Genomic DNA, 15,918 nt, shown 5'->3' on the forward strand with positions numbered 1-15,918 from the left:
CCCGCGGAGCGGGTACCTCATCGCTGCGCGATGAGCAAGCGAAGCGCCGCGCTTCGCTTGGCGCGCCCCTTCCGCTTCGCTCCAGGGGCTGTGGGGCGGCTCGCTTCGCTCCCCGGCCCACGCTTCGCGTGGGGCGTTCTCTCCGCTTCGCTGCGTGAACGCAGTGAATGGGCATCGCTTCGCGATGCCCTGACAGGCCGCCACTTCGTGGCGGCCTGTCAGGGGTTCCGCTTCGCTCCACCCCGGCTCGTCCGCTTCGCTCCCGGGCCCGAAGCCCGCTTCGCGGGCGGCTGGCTATGGGGAAGGGCGTTGTGGGGACTCCTGTGATGGGTTCTCAGGCGTGGGCGTGGCGGTGGGTGCCTGGCAGCTTGTGCGGGGCCGCGTGGTGTGCGGGCCGGCCGGTGGCGGGAATGGGCAGGCGCCGTTGGGCGAGGGTCGCTGTGGCGAGCAGTGCGGTGAAGACGGCCAGGAGAAGGACGGACACCCACATCTGACGGCTTCCCGGGGCCTGCCAGCCGGTCCAGAGGGCGGATACCGTCCAGAGCGGGACGGCTGCACCGTAGAAGGAGCGGACGCGGCGCAGTTGCCGTGCGTTCCGCAGGAACTGGATACGTTCAGTCTTCGGTGCCATGCGGCACCGTGTACCCCCGATGCGTGCTGTCGATCAGGGCTGGGCGGGGGCTTGGGCGAGGTCCTGTCGAGTGGGTGCACGCGTCTGCATCATAAAATGATGCAGCATGTAGCATTGGTGTAAAGCAGGGGTATCCGGTAGCGGGGAACGGTTGCCCTCACCGGTAAGGCCGATGGAGCGAAAAGGGCGCGGTGGGTTCCGATGTGTCGAGGGCGAACCCCTTTCTTGATGTGGAGCCGACCGACCCGCGTCCGCCGTCGGCCAGGGGGCAGACTCCGCTACAGATGGCCGAGCACTACGGGCACAAGCCGGCCACGCGGCGCCTCCAACGCTTCCTCGCTCTCACCCCGGGGAGTACACATGCCAGGTGATCACGGGCCTTCACCCGCCGCCCTGGACTCCCCCTACAGTGATGCCTCGATCTACGTGAACGCCGTGGCCGTCACACGGGTGGTGAGCCGGCTCCGGGATGCCCTCGCGCTGGAGGGCGCCGGTGCTGCAATGACCGTCGGCCCGGTATGCGTGACAGGGGGACCCAACGACTACGTCACAGGTCGGCGTGCCCATCCTTTCGACTTCCTTGAGTGGCCGACCGTGCTGGAATGCCAGGCCCCCGAGGGAGCGCCGGCCGAGGAAGTGGTGCAGGCCGTCACTGCCGTACTCGAAGCACTGTGGCGCGGTGGCTTCAAAGCCGTGGCCGCCTGCGACTTCGAAGAGGCACTGCCCGCACGCGGCGGCCTCGACAGGTACCCCATCCCCACCGCCGCCTCTGGCTCTGGCTCTGGCGGGGCCGGTGCGTCCGTGAGCTCGTGGTGGGCAAAACTGATTTCTCTCGGAAAGGGAAAGGATCGGATGCTGTGATCAGTCTCCGGGAACATCAGGTGACCCAGAAAACAGCTATCCGAGAATGGGTCCAATTCTTTGCAAGATCGTCAGTTCCCGCCGAGGGGGCGCGGGGCACACTGGTGTCCGCGACCGGGTCGGGCAAGACGATCACGGCCGCCGCGTGCGCGCTGGAGTCGTTCGCGGGCGGAAGGATTCTCGTGACCGTGCCGACCCTGGACCTGCTCGCGCAGACCGCCCAGGCGTGGCGGGCGGTGGGTCACCGGGCGCCGATGGTCGCGGTGTGCTCGCTGGAGAACGACCCGGTGCTGGGCGCGCTCGGGGTGCGGACGACGACGAACCCGGTTCAGCTGGCCCTGTGGGCCGGGCGCGGCCCCGTGGTCGTGTTCGCCACGTACGCCTCCCTCGTGGACCGCGAGGACATCGACGCGCCCGTGGGCCGGCGCAAGGTCCGCGGACCGCTGGAGGCTGCCCTGGCAGGCGGGGAGCGCCTGTACGGGCAGCGCATGGATGGTTTCTCGCTCGCGATCGTGGACGAGGCCCACTCAACCGCGGGGGATCTGGGCCGTCCGTGGGCGGCGATCCACGACAACACCCGGATCCCGGCGGACTTCCGGCTCTACCTCACCGCGACCCCGCGCATCCTCGCCGCGCCCCGGCCGAGGAAGGGCGCGGACGGTCAGGAGGTGGAGATCGCGACGATGTCGGACGACCCGGAGGGCACCTACGGCGCCTGGCTCGCCGAGCTCGGACTGTCGGAGGCCATCGAGCGCGAAATCCTTGCCGGGTTCGAGATCGACGTCCTGGAAATCCGCGACCCCTCCCCCGCCGTCGGCGAGACGGAAGAAGCGCGGCGCGGCCGGCGCCTCGCCTTGTTGCAGACCGCGCTCCTGGAGCACGCCGCCGCACACAACCTGCGCACCGTCATGACCTTCCACCAGAAGGTCGAAGAAGCCAAAGCGTTCGCGGACAAGCTCCCGCAGACCGCAGCCGAGCTGTACATGAACGACGCCTCGGACGCGGACCTGGCCGCCGCGGAAGCCCTGCCGCCGTCGTCGATCGACGCGGAGTTCTACGAGTTGGAGGCCGGCCGCCACGTCCCCCCGGACCGGGTCTGGTCGGCATGGCTATGCGGCGACCACCTCGTCACCGAGCGGCGCGAGGTCCTGCGGCAGTTCGCCAACGGCATCGACGCCACCGGCCACCGGGTCCACCGCGCCTTCCTCGCCAGCTGCCGCGTCCTCGGCGAAGGCGTCGACATCACCGGCGAGCGCGGCGTCGACTCGATCTGCTTCGCCGACACCCGCGGCTCCCAGGTCGAGATCGTGCAGAACATCGGCCGAGCGCTCAGGTTGAACCGCGACGGCTCCACCAAGGTCGCCAGAATCATCGTCCCGATCTTCCTGGAGCCCGGCGAGGACCCCACCGACATGGTCGCCTCTGCCAGCTTCCGCCCCTTGGTTGCCGTGCTCCAGGGCCTGCGCTCGCATGACGAACGTCTGGTCGAGCAGCTCGCCTCCAGAGCGCTCACCAGCGGCAAGCGCAAGGTCCACGTCCGGCGCGACGAGGACGGGCAGATCGTCGGCGCCGGGGGCGAGAGCGACGTCGACGACGAGGGCCCGGAGCACGACGGCGGCAGCACTGACGCGGCAGCCGAGTCAGCGCTGCTGCACTTCTCCAGCCCCCGAGACGCAGCCACCATCTCCGCGTTCCTGCGCACCCGCGTCTACCGCCCGGAATCCCTGGTGTGGCTGGAGGGCTACCAAGCCCTGATCCGCTGGCGGAAGGAGAACGAGATCACCGGCGTCCACGCCGTGCCCTACGACGTCGAGGTGGAAGTCGGCGTGACGAAGTCGTTCCCCCTTGGCCGCTGGGTGCACCAACAGCGAAAATCCCAGAGGGCCGGGGAACTCGACCCTCACCGCGAGGAACTCCTCGACGCACCGGAAGCCGGGATGGTCTGGGAACCCGGCGAGGAAGCCTGGGAGGCCAAGCTCGCCGCGCTCCGCTCCTACCGGCTCGCCACCGGACACCTCGCACCCCGGCAGGATGCCCTCTGGGACGACCCGGCCGGCTCCGGGGCCGTGGCCATCGGCCAGATCATGGCCAACCTCCGCCGCAAGGGCACGAAAAACGGGCTCGGCAAGGACCCCGACCGGGCCGCGAAGCGGGCGGCGCAGCTCGCCGCGATCGACAAGGACTGGAACTGCCCTTGGCCGCTGGACTGGCAGCGGCACTACCGGGTCCTCGCCGACCTCGTCGACGCCGACGGGCACCTGCCCCACGTCGCCCCGGGCGTCATCTTCGAGGGGGACGACATCGGGCGGTGGCTCCAGCAGCAGAAGCAGCCGGCCACCTGGGCGCAGCTGACGCCCGAACAACGCGACCGGCTCACCAAGCTCGGCATTAAGGGCCCCGAGGCCCCGTCTCCCGACCCGACGGCACCCCGCACAACAAAGGGGCCAGGGCCAAGGAAGGCGGGAAGCAAAGCGCAGCAGGCGTTCCAGCGCGGCCTCACCGCCCTGGCCCAGTGGAGGGAGCAGGAAGGACAGCGGCCCGTCCCCCGCGGAGCCGTCGTCGAGATCACCGTCGACGGACAGAAGGAGCCGGTACCCATCCGGCTCGGCGTATGGCTCTCCAACACCCGCGCCCGACGCGACCGGCTGGATGCCGGACAGCTCGCCGCACTCTCCGACCTCGGCATGGCCTGGGCACGGTAGAAGACCGGCATGCCGTATGTACCTCCACGCGGAACAGTCGTCCAGCGCCAAAACCCGGGGCCCAGCCCACTTGCACAATTGCGCAAGAACGATCTTGGTGGTTGCGGGTGCTCACCAGCCGATCCTGCGTCCTCGACCGGCCGCAGGGAGGGCGGGCGCTGCCCGTTGCTGCAGTCCGCACGCAACGCATATGCCAACAGGAAAGCCCGAGGCCCGACATGATCCGTGTTCCTGGCATCCCAGAAGGTCGTCCCTCTCCTGCTGGAATTCTTCGTACTGCTTCCCTGGCGCAGGAGACCACGGCCTCATTGATCGGCCGTGTCGCCGCCTCCTACGGGCTGGAGACAGCGTCGCTGCGGCCCGGCTGGAAGTGGCGCAGCCAGCAGCCCAGACATGAGGGCGGGGCTCCTCGGGCCGATGCCGAAGTGCTGCTGAACGCCGGGGGCAGGCGGCTGCTGGCCCAGCTGTGCGGCGTCGACGAACACGTGCTGGCACGGGGATTGCCGTCCTGGGAGCTGGAGGATGCCAGGCTGCCCGCCGAACAGGACGGGGCTCCGGCGGCGGTGTGGCGGATCGGAGGTGCGGCCGCCGGACCGGTGGCGTACGGCTGCCGTCTGTGCACGGGGCGGCGCACGGGGGGCAGACCTACCGGTAGTTCGGTACATGCCGCTCTGATCCCGGGTGTGCATCCGGCACGGCAGGTGGCTCCTGGACGCGGACGCCGACCAGGCTGAACTGTCCGGGATCGTGGTGATGATCTTCTTTCCGCGGACGGGCACCGGTGACGCCGAGCTCGCGCATGGGGCGTTCGACCGTGCACCGGGCCACGATGTGGCCTTGGCGGTGCAGCTCACGCCAGACCTTCCTGGCCCCGCAGACACGGTAGTCGTCAGCGTGTCTTCGGGCGCGGGGCGTCCGCCGGTCTGTCGTGTGCAGTACCGACGGACTCGGTGTGCGAGAGTACGGCAAGGAGCTGCAGTTTCTCGTCGCTGTCGCTGTCCTTGTCGGGGTAGTAGACGACGAGGATGACGTCACCGATGGCGAGTTTGTCGCGGTGGAGCCGTAGTTCACCGACAACGGGGTGGTGGACGGTGGTCGTGCCTCCCTCGAGACTGCGGACGTCGTGGCGGGCCCACAGGGTACGGAACCGCTGACTGGACAGTGCGAGTTCTCCGACGAGTTCGGTGAACCGGGGGTTGTCGGTGTCGTCCCCGATGGTGGTGCGAAGGGCGGCGATGAAATCGGCGGTGGCTTTCGTCCAGTCCTGGTGGAAGGCTTGTTCCTCAGGATCAAGGAGGAGAGAACGAAGCCGATTCTGGCCGGGCTGCAGGCGGGGGGAGAGCGCGACCGCCATGGGGTTGGAGGCCAGGACATCGAACGCGCGCCCTTCGACGAACGCGGGGATATGAAGGTGGGCGAGCAGTTCGCGTACGCGCGCCGGTACGTGCTCGGGCCGCTTGCGCCGCGGCGCCCTGGGGCGTGCCGCCGCGAGGCCGAGCAGATACGTCCGCTCGATGCCGTCGAGCTGCAGGACCCGCGCGAGTGATTCAAGGACCTGTGATGAGGGGTTCTTGTCACGGCCCCGTTCCAGGCGAAGGTAGTAGTCGGGACTGATTCCGGCGAGCAGGGCGACTTCCTCACGGCGCAGGCCGGGCACGCGGCGGTTGCCCCCGGGCGGGAGTCCTGCCTGCGCCGGGGAGACCAGCTCACGCCTGGCACGAAGGTAGCTGCCGAGCCGGTTGCCGGATTCCTCTTTCTTCATACCGACACCGTAACGCGGTGCGCGTGTCCCAGAGGGGGCCCTGGCAGGACCAGGGAAGACGGGGGCCCTGCCACACCCGGCGAATGCCGTCAAGACTGCGATAGCACTGTTCTGGACGAGACAGAGAGCCGCACGGCCTGCGCCGCGGGCCTGAACGCCGGCGGCGCCCTGGACTGAAGGGAAGACCTCGTGGATCTCTCCAACCGCACCGTTCTCATCGTCGGCGGAACCTCGGGTATCGGGCGAGAGCTGGCCCGGCGGTTCGCTGCGGCAGGCAGCACCGTGGCCGTTGGCGGTCGCAGCCCCAAGGCACTCTCGGAACTTGCCGGAGAAGAATTCGGCACGATCAGCATCGACGTCACCGACAGTGCTTCCGTCGCAGCTGCCCGTGACGCCGCGCTCGCCCGGTACCCCGAGCTGGACACCGTGGTGACCATGTCGGGAGTCATGCTGCTGGAGGACCTGCGCGACCCCGCGCACTTCGAGGCGGCAGCGACGACGATCGACACCAACCTGCTCGGCACGATCCGAGTCGTCGACGCCTTCACCCCCCACCTGGTCCGGCGGGGTACCGGCACCTTCATGACCGTCACCTCCGGCATCGCTTTCCTGCCGTTCCCGCCCATGCCCAGCTACGCCGCCTCGAAGGCCGCGGTGCACGCCTACTCCGAGGCACTGCGCGCGCAACTCGACGGCACCGGTGTTGGCGTCGTCGAGCTCGTCCCCCCGGCCGTCGCCACGGCAGGACAGGAAAAGGTGAACCCGCACGCGCTGCCGCTCAACGACTTCGCCACCGAGGTCATGCACCTGCTCTCGCAGGACCCCACCCCCCACGAAATCCTCGTGAAGGGCGTCCTCGTGCACCGCTGGGCCGAGCGCGACGGCACCTACGACGAGCTCGTCGCACAGCGATCCCGAGCTCTGGCCATGCTCCCAAGCCGCCAAGGCTGACACCCCTCCCCTCCCGATCGACGGCCTCCTCACTCATTGCCGCTACTGAGGCATCGAGGCATGCTCCGCGTGGAAGGTGGTTCTCATGAGGCAGGAGAGGAGAGCAGCGATGGACTGGTCACTGGACGAGGGATTCGAGACACCCGGAGGAGTGGTCCGGTGGGGGGCCTTGGGCAGCGGCGAGCCACTCGTACTGGTGCACGGTACGCCGTACTCCTCCCTTCTGTGGCGAGACATCGCTCCCGCGCTTGCCCGTACCCGCAAGGTCTTCTTCTTCGACCATCTCGGCTTCGGCCAGTCCGAGCAGCGCGAGGGCCAGGACCTGAGCCTGGCGGCCCATTCGGAGAACTTCGCCCGGCTCCTCGACCACTGGGGGCTGTCGCGCCCCAGCGTGGTGGCTCATGACATCGGCGGGGCGGTGGCGCTACGGACCCTGCTGCTGGAGAGGAGGAGCTACCGGGACCTGACCCTCTTCGACGCGGTGAGCGGAGGCCCCTGGGAGCGAGGGCTCTTCCGGCTCTTCCTGGAGCACAAGGAGGTCTTCAATCAGCTTCCGGGCTACGCGCACGAAGCGTTGGTCGCCGCCCACCTGCGTCACGCCACGCACATCGGGTTCCGGCCGGGGATTCTCGACGCCTTTCTCGCACCGTGGCGGGGGGAGGAGGGGCAGGCGGCGTTCTACCGTCAGTACAGCCAGATCAGGCAGGCGGACACGGCCGTGTACGAGCAGTTGCTGAACAGCATCTCGATTCCGGTGCGGATCGTCTGGGGCCGCGAGGACCGCATCCTCCCCCCGCAGTACGCCGCGTGGCTGCACGAACGGGTTCCACAGGCGGAGCTGCACTGGATCCAGAGCGCCGGCCATCTCCTGCAGGAGGATGCCCCCGCGCGGCTGCTGGCCTGCCTGACAGCTGAGTTCGCCCCGGCTTGAGCTGTGTGACCGCTGATCGGGTGGCCCACGGACACCGCGAGGACAGTACACCTTCTCCTCCTCGAGAGTGCAGGACTCGATCGCGTTGTCGATGTCGTCCGTCCGTTGGACAGTGGGCTCCAGCCAGTCATGAGGGTCGACGTCACTGTCCAGGGTGGAGCTGCTGCGGGCGGCGCCGCTCCCGCACTGCCGAGGCCGGGCAGCGTGGTGAACACGGCTCCGTCGAGCCGGCGGCCGCCTGCTCCGCGTCCAGGTTGGGGGGCAGGTTGTCGTAGAACGGGCGTGCTGTTTCTGTGGCTGTGCCGTCGGTTACGCGCCACGGGGTGTGGTCTACTCCATGCGGCCGTCGCCTCCCGGCGGGGGCCCATGTGGGTGCCGCGGGCGGCACCCCAGACTACGATCGGCCGGCTCGGCAACGTCTGCGGACAGCCCGCCACCCACACGGTCACCGATGCCGAGGGCAGGACACATGGAAGAAGCCGAAACCGCTGAGGCCGTTGTCCCGCAACCCGGATCAGGCGGTGACCGGCTGTACGGGGAACTGCTGCTGGCCGCAGTGACTGGCTCGGTACTCGCGCCGTTCGTCCAGGCCATCGCCACCAAGCTCGGCGAGGACGTCCACGGCAAGGTCAAAGACCTCCTGGCACGCCGCTCCGGCGAGCTCGCCGAGCACGTGCCGGGCGAGCCGCTCACTCTCGCCGACCCGCAGCGCGCGATCGTCATCCAGCTCCCCGCCAGCCTCACCACCACTGAAGCGGCTGGCCTCGCCGAGGTCCGCCTGCCGGAACGGGCACAAGCCAGCTGGGTGTACGTGTGATACGACCCGCGGAACGGCAGGTGGCAGGCCACCGTTGTCCCCCAGCCGCCCGCCAGCGCGATCGAGGTTATTCCGCCTGACGGAGACACCGCCACGCGGTAGGGGCGGCCTGTACGGGTAGCCGGCACGGGACTGCGAGCTGCCACGGCTGTTGCCGTGCACTACCGCCTTGGAGGACAGCACAACAGTCTTAAGAAGCCGTATCTCAAACAATGATGGAACGTGCGAGTCGAACGGGTTTCCCGCTGGGATGATCTTTCGGTGGTAGGCGCATGAAGGCAGGGCCCCTTGGTAGCTCGGAGGTGCGAACCAAACCGAGTAATTCTAGGAGGCCCTGTCGTGCTCGTAATTCTTCTGCGCCCCCGTCCGACGACGCATTTCTCGCATCCCTGCCGGGCGGCTGCGGGTAGCGGCCCGGGCCGCACGTCGGCGGAGAAGCGGGGTGCTCCGGTGTATTCGAGCAGGAGCAGCGCGGAGTCGTCCGCCCGGGCGGCCGGTGCGGTGTGCCGGTGCACGTCGGTACGGAGCTGTTCCATCCTGTGGCCAGGGTGCCGGTCCTGAGGAGGCCGGTGCGGGTGCCCAGGGGGTAGAACCGCCCGGCGGTATCGCGAGCCTCGTCAAGGCCGTCGGTGCGGAAGAGCATCCGATCCCCGGGGGCGAGGGTGCGGCCGTACCGACCGGGCCTGATGTTGCCCAGTATGCCCAGGCCGAGGGGCATGCCGGGGTGGTCGGGGGCCGCTTCCGTCACTCCGCCGGGTGCGGGCAGCACCAGTGGTGCGGTATGGCCGTAGTTGACGAGGGTCAAGGTGCCGTCGTCGGTCATTTTCGGCGAGGACCGCGGCGACGAACCGGTCCTCGGTGCCACTGCGGGCCAGGGCGCAGGACATCTTCAGACCGACCGTCTCCAGACGGGAGGAGACCGGGGCGCTCTCGCGGAAGGCGGCCAGGACAGTGGCGGCCGTGTGGACGGCGTTCAGCCCCTTGCCCTGGACGTCTCCGCTGGAGGCCGGCCGCCACGTACCCCCGGATCGAGTCTGGTCGGCATGGCTGTGCGGCGACCAACTCGTCACCGAGCGGCGTGAAGTGCTGCGGCAGTTCGCCAACGGCACCGACGCCACCGGCCACCGGGTCCACCGCGCCTTCCTCGCCAGCTGCCGCGTCCTCGGAGAGGGGGTCGACATCACCGGCACACGGGGAGTCGACTCGATCTGCTTCGCCGACACCCGCGGCTCCCAGGTCGAGATCGTCCAGAACATCGGCCGCGCGCTCCGACTCAACCGCGACGGCTCCACCAAGGTCGCCCGGATCATCGTCCCGGTGTTCCTGGAGCCCGAGGAGGATCCGACCGACATGGTCGCCTCTTCTTCATATGCCGGACTGGTCGCCGTACTCCAGGGCCTGCTCTCGCACGATGATCGCCTCGTCGAGCAGCTGGCCTCCCGCGCACTCACGAGTGGCCAGCGCACCATCCACGTCCAGCGCGACGAGGACGGGCAGATCGTCGGGGGCGGCGGCGCAAGCGACGTCGACGGTGAAGGCCAGGAGCACGACGGCGCCGACGCAGCAGCCGAGTCCGCGCTGCTGCACTTCTCCAGCCCGCGCGACGCGGCCGCCATCTCCGCGTTCCTGCGCACCCAGGTCTACCGCCCGGAGTCCCTGGTGTGGCTGGAGGGCTACCAGGCCCTGCTGCGGTGGCGGGCGGAGAACGAGATCACCGGCCTGCACGCCGTTCCCTACGACGTCGAGGTCGAAGTCGGCGTGACGAAGGCGTTCCCCCTTGGCCGATGGGTGCACCAACAACGAAAATCCCAGAGGGCCGGGGAGCTCGACCCTCACCGCAAGGAGCTCCTCGACGCGCCGGAAGCCGGGATGGTCTGGGAGCCCGGCGAGGAAGCGTGGGAGAACAAACTCGCCGCGCTCCGCTCGTACCGCCGGGCAACCGGGCACCTCGCACCGCGCCAGGACGCCGTCTGGGGCGAGGGCGAGGCAATGGTGCCCATCGGGCAGCACCTCGCCAACCTCCGCCGCAAGGGCGGCCTGGGCAAGGACCCCAAGCGCGCGGCCGAGCGCGCCGAGCAGCTCGCCGCGATCGACGAGGACTGGAACTGCCCCTGGCCACTGAACTGGCAACGCCACTACAAGGTGCTCGCCGACCTGATCGACGCCGACGGCCACCTGCCCTACATCGCACCCGACGTCAGCTTCGACGGCGACGACATCGGGCGATGGCTCCGACGGCAACAGGAAGCGGGCACCTGGGCCCAGCTGATGCCCGAACAGCGCGAGCGGCTGGCCGCGTTGGGCGTGCGGGGCGCGGCCCTTCCCGTGGCGGCCGCGGCCCCGGCGGAGCTCCGTCCGGCGCCGGCCGCCGCGCTCAAGGGGCCGAAGAAGCCGGGAAGCAAGGCCGCAGCCGCCTTCCAGCGGGGCCTGGCAGCCCTCACCCAGCGGGTGGAGCGCGAAGGTACCGACCGGCCCGTCCCACGCGGAGCGGTCGTGGACGTCGTGGTCGACGACGAGACAGTGCCGATGCGACTGGGTGTATAGCTCTCCAACACCAAGGCGAGGAGGGACAAGCTCACCCCGAAACAGCTGGCCGCCCTCGCCGCGCTGGGCATGGTATGGGCGGCGTAACGGCAGGCGGCGCGGACTGGCCCGCTGCTCGGCCGAGTAGTGGGTCGGCCTGAGTGCGTTCTTAATCGGGTTGTGCCAGCGCTTCGTCCCAGACGTTGCCGCCGTCTGCCCAGGTCCATAGCCACTGGCGCAGCGATGGCGCCGCATACCGCAGGCCGTCATGAGGGTCCTGACCCCAGTCCGGTTCCCAGCCGTCGGCGTCCCAGAGCAGTACCGGGTGATCAACCGCAATCAGGGAGACGTACCACTCCATCGTGCAGCCGCCGCCCGTCAAGAAGAGCCACGAAGCCGACGGTCCCCACCCCGCCCGCTTGGCGTGGATGGTCGTCGCGCAATGCCAGTCCGGCAGATGCCAATGCGGAACACGGCGCGGCGTCAGCGACGCGATGCCGCCCTCCGGCCCGAACCCCCCGTCGCCAACCTCTGTGTAGATGCGGCGGAGCAATCGAGGCAGTGGAAACCCGAGGCTGCGTTCAGCAAGGTCCACTTCTGTGTTCGTAAGAGGCGGAAACGGCTGATCCGGGAGACATCCACGAGAGGCGGGCACCCTCTGCGAGCCCCACGCGAGTGCGTGCAGCCTCTCCAGAAGCTCGTCGTCGTCCGCAGCAGTGCGGTGCGCAGCATCGGTCACGTGCCGGGACTGTAGTACGCGCCGCTTCTTCGTCGGCCCGCCAGGCCAGGCGAGATGGCCGTCAGCACGTCCCCGGCAATCACCGAAGGTCGGAGCCAGCCTGCTTACAGGCCGTCTCCCGCCACACAGCCCTAAGGGGGACTTCCCCGACCCGGTCGCCGGCGCCGAACCGCGCCCGGAGTTCGACCGGGCCGCGGTCATCGCCTGTGCTGGCGGTGCGAAGCACCCGACTTCCGTCCCGCAGCCGCGGGCCACACGACAGTGAGGCCGCTCGGTGGTGGGGCGAGAAGGGACCGTCCGTGCGCGCGCGGGCCGCATGCCCTGTCCGGACTCGCCTCTGCGGCAGTCGGGGGACCGTCCCTGCGCGCGCGGGCCGCACACGCTCGGCGACTGCGACCGAGCGGCCATGGTGGGACCGTCCCTGCGCGCGGGCCGCACTAGGAGTTGTCGGCAAATGTCACGCCCACATCAGGAGCGAGGCGAGCGTGACGGCTGCTTGATAGGACTCGGCGGTCTTGTCGTAGCGGGTCGCGATGCCGCGCCACTGCTTGAGGCGGTTGAAGCAGCGTTCCACGACATTGCGCTGTTTGTAGAGCTGCTTGTCGAAGCGGGGTGGGCGTCCGCCCCGGGCCGCGCCGGACCCGGTGCGGACCTGATCGGCCCGCTCGGGAATGGTGTGGCCGATGCCGCGGTGCCGCAGCCAGGTCCGTATCGCGCGGGAGCTGTAGCCCTTGTCGCCCAGCACGTGGTCGGGCCGCACCCGGGGCCGCCCCGGACCGAGGCGGGGCACCCGGATCGCTTCCATCACGGCGGTGAACTGGGTGCAGTCGTTGGTGTTTCCGCCGGTGAGAGTGAAGGCGAGCGGGCGGCCGAGCGCGTCGCAGGCCAGGTGGATCTTGCTGGTCAGGCCGCCTCTCGAGCGTCCGAGACAGGGGCTGGAGAGCCCCCTTTTCGAGCCCCGGACGCGTGCTGGTGCGCTCGCACGACCGTGGAGTCGACCGACACCAGCCAGTCGATGTCACCGGCCGCGTCGGCTCGGGCATGCGCGGCGCTGAGCATCCGCTCGAAGGTCCCGTCCCTGGCCCAGCGACAGAACCGGGTGTGCAGTGTGGTCCACGGCCCGTACCGCTCCGGCACGTCCCGCCAGGCCGTACCGGTCCGGAACTTCCACACGATCCCGTTCAGGACCTTCCGGTCATCCAGCCGCTTCCGCCCCCGTAGCGAGACGGGCAGCAGCGGCCGGACGAACTCCCACTCGGCATCCGACAGTTCATGGCGACATATCACCCGATCATGATCCACCACTCGATCGAGATCATTTGAGGGTTCGTAGCCTGTCTCCGTGCCGCAGGAAATCGTCGCAGGCGGATCGCCCTCAGCGGTGGTCGGCCGGCCTGCGGCGCTGCTCGGAGTCGGTCAGCGCCGGTCGCCTGTAGTCGATGTCCGCAGGGTTGAGTGTCACGCCGGGGGCGACGATCTCGTCGATGCGGTCGAGGATCTCGTCCTCGAGCCGGACCTCAGCGGCGGCGAGCTGGTCGGTGAGCTGCTCGGTCGTGCGGGCGCCGAGGATCACAGAGGTGACGCCGGGGTGGATCGCCGCGAAGGCGAGCGCCAGGTGCGTCAGAGGGATTCCCGCCTCGTCCGCCAGGGCCGACAATTGCTCGACGGCGTCGAGTTTGCGCTGGTTGCCCGGCAGATCGAGGTCGAATTTGTGGGCGACCGCCTGCCGGAAGTAGTTCATCTCGATCGGCTCGCCGCGGCGGAACCGCCCGGTCAGCCAGCCGCTGTTGAGTGGACTCCAGGTCAGTACGCCGAGCCCGTACTTCTGCGCGGTGGGTAGTACGTCCGCCTCGATGCCGCGCACAAAGAGGGAGTAAGGGGGCTGCTCGGTGCGGAAGGGGATGTGGCCGCGGTGGTCGGCGGTCCACTGGGCCTCGACGAGTTGTTCGGCAGGGAAGTCCGAGGTTCCGATAGCCATGATCTTTCCTGCGCGCACCAGGTCGGACAGGACCGAGAGCGTCTCGTCGATGTCCGTGCTCGGGTCCGGGCGGTGGACCTGGTAGAGGTCGATGCGGTCGGTGCCCAGGCGGCGCAGACTGTCGTCGACCGCTTTGGTGAGCCAACGGCGGGAGTTGCCCCGCCGGTTGGGGTCCTCGTCCTTGAAGCGGACCGGAAAGTGTCCCTTGGTCGCGAGCACGACATCGTCGCGGCGATCACGGATCGCCTTGCCCACGATTTCCTCGGCCTCGCCTCCCGAGTACTGGTCGGCGGTGTCGACGAGGTTGATCCCGGCGTCCAGGGCCGTGTGGATCAGCCGGGCCGCATCGTCGTGATCCGTGTTCCCCCATGCGCCGAGGCGCAGGGTGCCCAGCGCGAACTTGCTGACCGATATGCCGGTGCGGCCCAGGATCCTGTGCTGCATCACTCACTGCTCCTTGATGTCGTCGCTCCCCGTGGAGGGGGCGCGGAGTTGCTACCTCTCCGACGCCATGAACCTAAAACACGCAACAGAGATGTTGCAAGTAACTCTCTTGAGGGAATGCGGATGTAGCATTTCTGCGTGACAGTACGGAAGAGGCAGCAGACGGAACGGCAGGCGCAGCGCCCCCTCAGGGCGGACACCGAGCGGACTGTCCAGACGATCCTGGAAGCGGCCGAGCGTGTCCTTGCAACTGACCCGGCGGCGACCATGGGGCAGCTCGCCCAGGCCGCCGGCGTCGCCCGGACCACGGTCCACCGCCGGTTCGCCACCCGCGAGGCGCTCCTGGACGAACTCACTGGCTGGGCCGCCCGCCAGTTCGCGGACGCCGTCGACTCCGCCCGCCCCGACGCCGCCCCGCCGCTCGTCGCCCTCTACCAGGTCACCGCCAATGTTCTCCGCGTGAAGACCGACTGGTCGTTCGCTATGAACCGCGCGGTCGAGGACGCTCATGCCGAGGCGGCCCGAACCCACGCCGAAGTCCGGGCCACCTGCATCCGACTCTTCCGCCGCGCCCAGGAGGCGGGTGTGCTCCGCTCCGACATCGACCTCGACTGGACCCGAAGGATCTACTACGCCCTCATCCATGAGGCGGCCAAGGAGGGAGCGGAAGGCGGCGACGCGGACGCACTTGCCACCCGCGTCGTGGACACCCTGCTGCGCGGCGTCGGGGCTCCGGCCGGATTCGCGGGGCAGACGGGAATTTGAAGACAGGCCCTAGGGGGCCTACAAAGCGGTGCGGGGGCTGGGTGCGGGTTCGGGCGGTGTGCAGGACGGTGCTGGCTTCGTCGCGGGTGAGTCGCGGTGCGGTGCGGGGCAGGTGGCGCTCCGGGCGGGCGATGGCCAGGAACCACGCGGAGGGTTGCGCCTGGAGGGTGAAGACGGTCTCGCGGGTTTGGTCGAGGAGGCGTTCTGCTTCTTCCTCGGCGCGTTCGGTGCGGGTGAAGCGGTCGCGGTAGGCGCGTTCTATCTGGTGTTCGGCCATCCAGCCGGTCTGGTCCTTGTCCCGGTAGGGGACGACGGCTGCTTGCTGGTCCTTGTCCCTCTGCGCGGTGCCGTAGACGTGGTGCGGGGCCATCGGGCTGGCGGGGATGTCACAGACCAGGACGCTCGTTGTGCCGTCGGGTGAGGTCAGGGTGGTGAAGGTGATGTCGGGCAGGTAGGGCTGGACGTGGTTGCGGATCCATTGGTGGTACTGCTGGGGGGGGTTGGCCTGGTCGGGGTCGATGCCGGTGAGGTCGCAGGTCTTGTCCCGCACGCCGAAGATAAGCAGTCCGCCGCGGGTGTTGGCCATCGCGGCGACGTCCTTGGCCAGTTCGTTCCAGCGGCCGTCCCTGGGCGGTTGCGGCAGGTGTTCCTTCCAGTCGAGGTCGTCCGACTCCTCAAGGGTGTCGGCGGCGGCCCGCCGGACCATGTCGAAGTCCAGCGGGCCGGGGGCGGCACCGAGGTGCTCGTGCCGTCGTGTCCAGGAGCGGGCCTCAACCGGCAGCGTAGAGGCCGCCGACAGCGCCGGGGGGGGGGG

General features: G+C 69.3%; 11 protein-coding genes and 4 pseudogenes. 7 read left to right on the forward strand and 8 right to left on the reverse strand.

The window, feature by feature from the left end; genetic code table 11:
• Positions 1–334: 334 nt before the first annotated feature.
• Positions 335–631: a hypothetical protein gene (locus tag ACN6LM_RS34595; RefSeq protein ID WP_445069343.1), complete on the reverse strand. Its 297-nt coding sequence runs from the start codon at positions 629–631 to the stop codon at positions 335–337.
• Positions 632–991: 360 nt separating this feature from the next.
• Between ACN6LM_RS34595 and ACN6LM_RS34600 the strand changes: the two genes are divergently transcribed.
• Positions 992–1,492, forward strand: a complete 501-nt coding sequence (locus tag ACN6LM_RS34600; RefSeq protein WP_445069344.1) for a hypothetical protein — start codon at positions 992–994, stop codon at positions 1,490–1,492.
• The gene (locus ACN6LM_RS34605; protein ID WP_445069345.1) at positions 1,489–4,194 is read left to right on the forward strand and encodes a Helicase associated domain protein; all 2,706 of its coding nucleotides are present in this window, start codon (positions 1,489–1,491) and stop codon (positions 4,192–4,194) included. The genes ACN6LM_RS34600 and ACN6LM_RS34605 overlap by 4 nt, the downstream gene beginning before the upstream one ends.
• A gap of 728 nt (positions 4,195–4,922) precedes the next feature.
• On the opposite strand, the pseudogene ACN6LM_RS34610 reads toward ACN6LM_RS34605, so the two are convergent.
• Positions 4,923–5,067: pseudogene (locus tag ACN6LM_RS34610) on the reverse strand (IS3 family transposase); the annotation flags it as partial.
• Between the two features lie 16 nt (positions 5,068–5,083).
• Entirely contained in the window at positions 5,084–5,956 is an 873-nt protein-coding gene (locus ACN6LM_RS34615) for a helix-turn-helix transcriptional regulator (protein WP_445069346.1), read from the reverse strand.
• Positions 5,957–6,145: 189 nt separating this feature from the next.
• Between ACN6LM_RS34615 and ACN6LM_RS34620 the strand changes: the two genes are divergently transcribed.
• The 3 genes from ACN6LM_RS34620 (at position 6,146) to ACN6LM_RS34630 (ending at position 8,655) form a co-directional block, all read left to right on the forward strand.
• Complete coding sequence (locus tag ACN6LM_RS34620) at positions 6,146–6,907, forward strand: SDR family oxidoreductase (RefSeq protein ID WP_445069347.1); 762 nt, start codon at positions 6,146–6,148, stop codon at positions 6,905–6,907.
• Positions 6,908–7,016: 109 nt separating this feature from the next.
• A complete protein-coding gene (locus tag ACN6LM_RS34625; protein WP_445069348.1) occupies positions 7,017–7,838 on the forward strand; it encodes an alpha/beta fold hydrolase in 822 nt (273 codons plus the stop codon).
• 469 nt (positions 7,839–8,307) lie between these two features.
• The gene (locus ACN6LM_RS34630) at positions 8,308–8,655 is read left to right on the forward strand and encodes a hypothetical protein (protein ID WP_445069349.1); all 348 of its coding nucleotides are present in this window, start codon (positions 8,308–8,310) and stop codon (positions 8,653–8,655) included.
• A 205-nt stretch (positions 8,656–8,860) separates the two neighbouring features.
• Here the strand turns inward: ACN6LM_RS34630 and ACN6LM_RS34635 are convergent.
• Positions 8,861–9,632 (reverse strand): annotated as a pseudogene (locus ACN6LM_RS34635) (PP2C family protein-serine/threonine phosphatase).
• Here ACN6LM_RS34635 and ACN6LM_RS34640 point away from each other — a divergent pair.
• Positions 9,568–11,286, forward strand: a pseudogene (locus tag ACN6LM_RS34640) (helicase associated domain-containing protein); the annotation flags it as partial. The pseudogenes ACN6LM_RS34635 and ACN6LM_RS34640 overlap by 65 nt on opposite strands.
• A 61-nt stretch (positions 11,287–11,347) precedes the next feature.
• Here the strand turns inward: ACN6LM_RS34640 and ACN6LM_RS34645 are convergent.
• From ACN6LM_RS34645 to ACN6LM_RS34655, 3 genes are all read right to left on the reverse strand, one after another.
• Positions 11,348–11,773 carry a hypothetical protein gene (locus ACN6LM_RS34645; protein ID WP_445069350.1) on the reverse strand — a complete coding sequence of 142 codons (426 nt, stop codon included), beginning with the start codon at positions 11,771–11,773 and terminating at the stop codon, positions 11,348–11,350.
• A 601-nt stretch (positions 11,774–12,374) separates the two neighbouring features.
• Positions 12,375–13,204, reverse strand: a protein-coding gene (locus ACN6LM_RS34650) for an IS5 family transposase (protein WP_445069351.1) whose coding sequence is annotated in 2 segments (ribosomal slippage) — positions 12,375–12,862 and positions 12,862–13,204 — 831 coding nt in all. Because the reading frame shifts where the segments join, the coding sequence is not laid out codon by codon here.
• A gap of 88 nt (positions 13,205–13,292) precedes the next feature.
• Complete coding sequence (locus ACN6LM_RS34655; RefSeq protein WP_445069352.1) at positions 13,293–14,339, reverse strand: aldo/keto reductase; 1,047 nt, start codon at positions 14,337–14,339, stop codon at positions 13,293–13,295.
• 138 nt (positions 14,340–14,477) lie between these two features.
• Here ACN6LM_RS34655 and ACN6LM_RS34660 point away from each other — a divergent pair, with 138 nt between their 5' ends.
• Positions 14,478–15,104, forward strand: a complete 627-nt coding sequence (locus ACN6LM_RS34660; RefSeq protein WP_445069353.1) for a TetR/AcrR family transcriptional regulator — start codon at positions 14,478–14,480, stop codon at positions 15,102–15,104.
• Between the two features lie 349 nt (positions 15,105–15,453).
• Here ACN6LM_RS34660 and ACN6LM_RS34665 read toward each other — a convergent pair.
• A pseudogene (locus ACN6LM_RS34665) lies at positions 15,454–15,810 on the reverse strand (AlbA family DNA-binding domain-containing protein); the annotation flags it as partial.
• Positions 15,811–15,918 lie beyond the last annotated feature (108 nt).

It is taken from the genome of Streptomyces sp. SAS_281, assembly GCF_052542855.1.

Excerpts from the sequence above, each read along its gene's own strand:
- ACN6LM_RS34595 (WP_445069343.1), bottom strand. The coding sequence starts at position 631 with ATGGCACCGAAGACTGAACGTATCCAGTTCCTGCGGAACGCACGGCAA.
- ACN6LM_RS34600 (WP_445069344.1), top strand. The coding sequence starts at position 992 with ATGCCAGGTGATCACGGGCCTTCACCCGCCGCCCTGGACTCCCCCTAC.
- ACN6LM_RS34615 (WP_445069346.1), bottom strand. The coding sequence starts at position 5,956 with ATGAAGAAAGAGGAATCCGGCAACCGGCTCGGCAGCTACCTTCGTGCC.
- ACN6LM_RS34625 (WP_445069348.1), top strand. The coding sequence starts at position 7,017 with ATGGACTGGTCACTGGACGAGGGATTCGAGACACCCGGAGGAGTGGTC.
- ACN6LM_RS34630 (WP_445069349.1), top strand. The coding sequence starts at position 8,308 with ATGGAAGAAGCCGAAACCGCTGAGGCCGTTGTCCCGCAACCCGGATCA.
- ACN6LM_RS34655 (WP_445069352.1), bottom strand. The coding sequence starts at position 14,339 with ATGCAGCACAGGATCCTGGGCCGCACCGGCATATCGGTCAGCAAGTTC.